4 protein-coding genes are annotated in these 6618 nt (G+C 45.6%); all 4 read right to left on the minus strand.

The genetic code is table 11. The annotated features are described in order from the left end of the window. Nucleotides 1-5 precede the first annotated feature (5 nt). Entirely contained in the window at nt 6-1367 is a 1362-nt protein-coding gene (locus ACVBDU_RS03755; RefSeq protein WP_447178445.1) for an immunoglobulin domain-containing protein, read from the minus strand. Between the two features lie 86 nt (nt 1368-1453). After that, nucleotides 1454-3394: an OmpA family protein gene (locus ACVBDU_RS03760; protein ID WP_447178446.1), complete on the minus strand. Its 1941-nt coding sequence runs from the start codon at nt 3392-3394 to the stop codon at nt 1454-1456. 11 nt (nt 3395-3405) lie between these two features. Continuing rightward, nucleotides 3406-4338: a PorP/SprF family type IX secretion system membrane protein gene (locus tag ACVBDU_RS03765; protein ID WP_447178447.1), complete on the minus strand. Its 933-nt coding sequence runs from the start codon at nt 4336-4338 to the stop codon at nt 3406-3408. Between the two features lie 75 nt (nt 4339-4413). Then, a partial coding sequence (locus tag ACVBDU_RS03770; protein WP_447178448.1) for an Ig-like domain-containing protein occupies nt 4414-6618 on the minus strand: 2205 nt, incomplete at its 5' end.

Consider the following 6618-nt stretch of genomic DNA (forward strand, 5'->3'; position numbering starts at 1 on the left):
TCTATTTAATTTGTCGTATTTCCTATGACAATGTCAGGGTTTCCGTAGGAGGGAAATACGATAAGTTCAACAGGGGTACGCCCGGATTCATTCGTACATCCGGCTCTTGTTTCGGATGCGTAAAAGAACCCGGAACCTGTTACGGTAGTATCCGGGGTGTAGGAAGTTCCCGTAAAAACGGGTGTTCCCCCGGTTGGGGCTGTGTACCATGTATAAACGGAACCGGTAACGGGCTGCTCTATTTCCAGGGTGACGTCATCGCCAAAACAGGCATAGACCACATCGTCTGCCATCTGCGGGGAGGTAATATCGGGGCCTTTTGCAATTCTTTGGATTTCGTAAACGTAGAGACTGCTCAATGCGTTCAACAGACCTTCTCCGAGGGATACTTCTATGCGGTTAAATATTGCTTCAACCGGGTAAGTCAATACCTGTACATCACTGCTTCCGGGCAATAACGAAAGGGAAAGCAGGCTTTCATCCAATACCAGGGCACCGTTATCCGTATCGTCATTATATGTAGTAATGGTGAAATTGGTAGCCAGCAGGGAGGCATCCAGTAAACCTCCCCCGGGATTTTGAAATATAACACGGATGGAATCTCCTTCCCTGGATAATGTATTATACAATGACCGGATATAAGTTTTATCCAGAACTCCTACATTGGAACGCAGGTGGGTATAGGTAGATGTATTGCCGTCAATGGCATTTTGCGGATTTTCCACCTGGTTAACGCCGGAGAGCAACGCCCCGGTGGAACCGTACAAAACTTCAACGGGAGTATCACATGCTATGGCACCGGTAGCATTCTGAAGATAATAAGCATAATATACGTCTATGTTGGCTCCTGCACTAAGTGCCCCCCCATTTAGAGTCACTCTGACTCCGTTATAAGCTACAAAATTCCCATTACCATCTGTAGGTGTAAAAACTATTTCCTCCAGATATTCTCCGTTCAACAAAGACAGCAGTGAGCCGAGAGTAACTTGTGTACCAACAGCGGTATTGTCATTATATGCTCTTACATTTATAGTAATTCCGAGTCCCAAAAGAGAGGGATTTATACCAAGTTTCAAGTACGTGGAAGTCCCTGCTGCCAGCGTTGATCCGAACCTGGGTTGGATATGTGCATTTGTTAAGCCCAATGCACCGACAGGAACATTTAATCTGGCTGAAGTATTTAACCCGTTTCCGACTACATTCCCGGGGTTCGAAACAGATGCAAGAAGAGATGCCCCGTTAGTTTGAGAAGCAGCATAAACCCTTTCTTTCGGTTGCTGTGCACTGACGGTGAAGCAACCGAAGGAAAAGGCAAATACCGTATAAAGTAACAGTACTACTGTTTTTTGTTCTAATCCGGGGTACATAGGGTGGTTTGGATTATAAGCAGCTGCATCGTTGCCGACGCATCACTTAGTTCAGATTAAGAACTCTCAATAAAATTATTTTATTCTTATTTCTCAATAATAATAAAATCGGACCTTCGGTTTTCGGCGTGTTGTTCTTCCGTACACTGGCTGCAGGTTTCACAAATGATTTTGGGGCGGTCTTCGCCGTAACCGATGGCGCTTTCTATACGTGACGCATCTATTTTACCTACTTCAAGAATATACTTCTGCGTGGATTTTGCCCTGCGGTCCGTTAAATTCCTGTTGTAATTGGCATTTCCCCTGCAATCTGCATGAGATTCTATTTTGATCTTCACATCGGGGAACTGGTTCATCACATAGACTACCTTGTTGAGTTCTTCGGCGGCCTGTGGGGTAATGTCCGCTTTGTCAAACTCGAAGTATATGGGATTTACATCTATTTTTTCCTGGTCGTCTTCTTTGACTATGAGATCGTCAAAATTGGTCAGTTCAAAGTTTACATCCGTAATCTCCTCACCGTTTTTCTCCGTCGTAACCACTTCTTTTTCGTCCGTAGTATAATTAGGCTTGGTCGCTTTGAACAGATAGGTAGATTCGCAAGGGATCTCCACCTGGTACATACCGTCTTCCCCGGTAGTAGCTGCCGTAACCTGGTCACCGAATTCATCATACACCGTTACCGTAGCTCCTTCGAGGGCCATCTGGGTATTTTTATTGGTGACTTTACCGGATACAAACTGATCGCAAGGCGCTTTTTCTTTGGTGTAATAATAAATGTCATCGTCTCCTTTTCCTTCCGCTCTGTTGGAAGAAAAGTAACCATAAGTCCCTGTGGAATCTATAACAAAGGAAAAATCGTCCTTATTACTGTTTACCGGGGCTCCCAGGTTTTCAGGAGTACTGAACTCCCAGGTTCCTTCTTTCTGCTCGCTTTCAAATACATCCAGACGACCCAGGCCGTAATGTCCGTCCGAAGAAAAATAGAGTTTCCCATCTTTGAAATAGGGAAACATTTCCTTTCCTTTTGTGTTGATAACCGGGCCGAGGTTTTGCGGTTCGGACGCCACGCTACCGTCTTCGGACATTTCCACTACATAGATATCGGTATCTCCGAAACCACCGGGCATGTCGGAAACAAAAAACAACCATTTTCCATCCGGGGTCATACAAGGGTGTCCCACGGAATAGTCCACACTATTGAATGGCATACTCTCTGTTTTCCCGATCTTTCCATCCTGGATAGCCCCTTTCATTATATGGAAATTGTTGGTCCCGGAATCATCGTTTACCAGTTTGTTCCGGTTCTTTACTATATTGGTCGTATAGTATATATGGGAAAGGTCGGGAGAAAAGGTTATGGTTGCGTCGTGATATTTGGATTGGATATCCGGGAGAAAAAGTTCCACATTGAACAATTCCCCGTCACTGGCATTCCGCTCTCCCATATACAGGTCGAGGAAAGGCTGCTGATTCCACACATACAGTGTATAGCTGGGTTTCCTGGTCGAAGAAAAGACCACTTTATCTCCGTAAAAGGTAGCGCCGAATTCGGACCTCGCCGTATTGCTTTCCAGGTTTTTTGCGGTAAAAAGGGATTCGGACTGTTCCAGGCTATCGAGATACGCTTTTTCTTTCGCATACCTGGATATTTCCTGTTCATCACCTTTATTTTTAAGGTGTTCTTTCATCAACGAATTGGCTTCACTATAGTCCTTGGTTCCTTTTAGTGCATGTACATACCTGTTAAAATGTATGTCGGACATTCCTCCTCTTTGCAATGTATAGAGCTTCTTATAATATTTTACAGCACTGGTATCGTTACTTATAAAATAATACGAATCCGCTATGTTTTCCAGGACTTCCGGCGAAGGCGAATTTACTCCTTTGAGATATTCTTCATAAGCCTGTGCTGCTTCTACATAAGCCAGGTCTTTAAACAAACGGTTTGCTTTTTTCGGCTGTTGTCCAAAGACAACTGTAGCACAAAATAGTAAACCAAGGGTACATAGTATCTTTCTTCTCATGACAATTCTGTTTAGAAAAATCTCGGGGATTTTATACGACTGGATTTAAACGGCATCTGGTATCTCAGGATAATTTCATGAGTCCCGTCATTGTACCGGTTAAAACTCGTCGTGGTATAATCATAGGCATATCCGATAAAAAAACTCGGAGATACCTGGAATCCTGCCAGGGCACTTACGGAGTCGTCCCATCGGTAAGAAGCTCCCAGGGTAAACCTTTCCTGAAACAGGAAGTTGGCAGAAAGATCAACGGAAACAGGCGCTCCCCGAACTATTTTTGCCATAGCGGCGGGTTTGAATAACAAGGTAGGCGACAGTTCGAACACATATCCACCTGTTATAAAGTAATGCAGCCTGTCCGACAGTACTCCTCCTTGTTCCCTGTCATCGTAATAATCATAGCGAAGGAAACTCGGAACAGAAAATCCTATATACCATTTATCCGTATAATAAAATGCTCCCGCTCCTGCCAGAAAATGGGTTTTATTGACATTTTGTGCAAAAAGAGGATCGTTCGGATCCTTGAAATCTCCTTTACTCCAATCGATATCCAGGATACTGACCCCTGCTTTCACACCGAAAGCCAGTTTGGAAAAGTACCCGGTTTGTATGGTATAGGAAAAATTTCCATCGAGAAATACTTCCCGGGACGGCCCCAGTTTGTCGTGTGCGGCATTAAAACCCAAACCTACCTTTTCGTTATTTAAAGGAGAATGAACACTTAAAGACTGGGTTTGCGGTGCCCCGTCTATACCTGTCCACTGCGAACGATGCAGTAAATTCGCTTCCAGGGTACCAACAGAACCGGCATAGGCAGGGTTAAAGCTCATCATATTATACATGTACTGTGTATATTGAGGATCTTGCTGCGCTCTCACCGTAATCATAGCAAGCATACATATAAACAAAATGTAATTGCTCTTTTTGACGTTTATAATTTTCATCTGCTTATATTTTATCTGTTTTATATGGATTTAATGCAATAAAGAGGGATGGGGTATCCCTCTTTATGTGTGATCTTATCTTGCGAGATAGAGCCATCCGCTTTTTCTTATCCCGGTTCCGGTATCCAGCACGTAGAAATACGTTCCTACCGGCAACCTGTCTTTTTCCATAATAGCTCCGCTCTTATTGGCAACTCCGTCCCAATCATTATTATAATTCGAAGTCTTAAACACCAGGTTTCCGTACCTGTTATAGACTTGTAATGTATTGTTCGGATAGAGTTGTATGCCATCTATCACAAAAGTGTCATTAAACCCGTCCCCGTTCGGAGAGAACTCGTTATACACTACCAGCAAGAGTGGTTCTACAGCTACCTGCGCCGTATTGTTGTCCAGGTTCGCATCCAGCGGGGAAGATCCTTCTATAGTTACTACATTCAGATAATCCGCTCCGGCAACTGCTACTACTTTGGCTGTCAACCTCAGGGTTGCAGTTCCTTCGGCACCAATATGGCCAATGGTCCATTTCTCCGTAAGTTCATTGTAGGCTCCTTCTGCAGACTCAGACCTTACAAATTCATATCCCGAAGGCAGAGGTTCATCTACAATAACATCGGAGAATACCTGATCTCCATCGTTAGTAACCGTTATGGTAAACTCGACTTCACTGTCTATGGATGGTGTCGCCTCATTAACCGTAATGGAGATCGTAAGGTCAGAGTTTGAAGTAACATCTATAGATACTACCGCTATATTGGATAATCTTCCCTCCGTATCTTCCACGGTATACTCAAAGCTGTCCTGTCCGACAAAACCTGCTTCCGGTATATAGTCTACTGTTCCGTCAACATTAATCGCAATGCTACCGTTGGAAGGACCGCTTATAACATCAACTGTTGCAGGATCGATCGGCGCACTGCCATCCGCATCGTTATCCAGTACTGCTATCCTTATGAAGCTGTTCGGATTCACCTGTACGGCATCATCGTTAGCAATAGGTCCTGTCGGTGCCGGGTCTACCGTTACGGTAACCAGGGCGACATTAGAGGTATAACCTTCGGTATCATTTACCGTATAGGTGAACGTATCCACGCCTTCAAAACCGGCATCAGGGGTATAGGTCACTTCTCCGGTAACCATATCCACTTCTACCATACCGTCTGTCGGCATATCCACTACCGCTACGGTTGTCTCGTCTATAGGTGCATTTCCACCCGTATCGTTGGCCAGAACATCTATGGTCACCGGTACGTCGACGATGGTACTTGCCGTATCATCTACCGCCATCAGGCCGCCGTTGGTTCCGCCTACGGTAACGGTTACCGTTGCAACATTGCTGGTATAGCCGTCTTCGTCTTTCATGGTATAAGTGAACGTATCCACGCCTTCAAAACCGGCATCAGGAGTATAGGTCACTATTCCGGTAGCGGCTACTTCCACGGTTCCGTCAGAAGGCATATCCACGATCGCTACCGTAGCAGGATCAATGTCTGCATTTCCGGGTTGGTCATTGGCCAATACTTCGATATCCACAGCAGTTTCCATTGGAGTTACCGCTGAATCATCTACTGCTAACAGACCGCCGTTGTCACCACCTACACTTACCGTTACCGTAGCTGCGTTGCTCGTGTAACCGTCTTCGTCTTTCATGGTATACGTGAACGTATCGTCACCTTCGAAACCGGCAGCGGGAGTATACGTTACAACTCCGGTTGTCATATTCACCTCGGCTGTACCGTTTCCGGGAGCATCCACGATCGCTACCGAAGTAGGATCAATGTCCGCATTTCCTGCCACGTCATTGGCCAATACTTCGATATCCACAGGGGTTTCCATCGGGGTTACCGCCGTATCATCTACCGCCATAAGGCCTCCGTTGGCTCCGCCTACGGTAACGGTTACCGTTGCAACATTGCTGGTATAGCCGTCTGTATCCTTCATCGTATAGGTAAACGTATCCACACCTTCAAAACCGGCACCGGGAGTATAGGTCACTATTCCGGTAGCAGCTACTTCTACTGTTCCGTCCGAAGGCATATCCACGATCGCTACCGTAGCAGGATCTATGCCCGCATTTCCGGGTTGGTCATTGGCAAGTACGTCTATATCCACAGGGGTTTCCATCGGGGTCGCTGCACTATCATCTACTGCTAACAGACCACCGTTGTCCCCGCCTACACTTACCGTTACCGTAGCTGCGTTGCTCGTGTAACCGTCTTCGTCTTTCATCGTATAGGTGAACGTATCGTCGCCTTCGAAGCCAGCGCCAGGTGTATAGGT

This window comes from Sinomicrobium endophyticum (genome assembly GCF_052983315.1).